Below are 360 nucleotides of genomic sequence, written 5' to 3'. Positions count from 1 at the left end.
CCGTCTGCCTGGCGCTAATTAAAGAATGTTGAACGGGCGCTGCAGCGGCCGGTGGGCGGACGAACTGCTGATTGCCGCGAATCAGTTGGCGCCGTGGCGGCGTCGCCTGGACAGTCGGTGTGTCGACCATCGGCTGCTCGCTGCGCGGGTCGATCGGCGGGCGTTGCGAGCCGGTGCCCTGCAAGGCTTCGCGCATCATGTCGCGGTCTTGCTCGAAGGTTTCGGGCGCGGTGGCACAACCCGCCAGCGCAACCGCGGCGACGAGGCAAAGCATAGGGGTGGCGACGGCGGGCGCGCCTTTGGACCAGGCGCTCTTTCTGGTCGCGCAATGCCGCGCGATCGGCCAGCGCCTGTAGAGCC

General features: G+C 68.3%; 1 protein-coding gene. It reads right to left on the bottom strand.

The features are described from left to right. Positions 1 to 360, bottom strand: a 360-nt coding sequence (locus tag AC0L3U_RS38700; RefSeq protein ID WP_473365009.1) for a hypothetical protein, incomplete at both ends; no start/stop codon positions are given.

This window comes from Bradyrhizobium sp. Kon69 (assembly GCF_055807515.1).
Note: the sequence above shows the minus strand (reverse complement) of the source record. Positions and strands in the feature narration are given on the sequence as shown.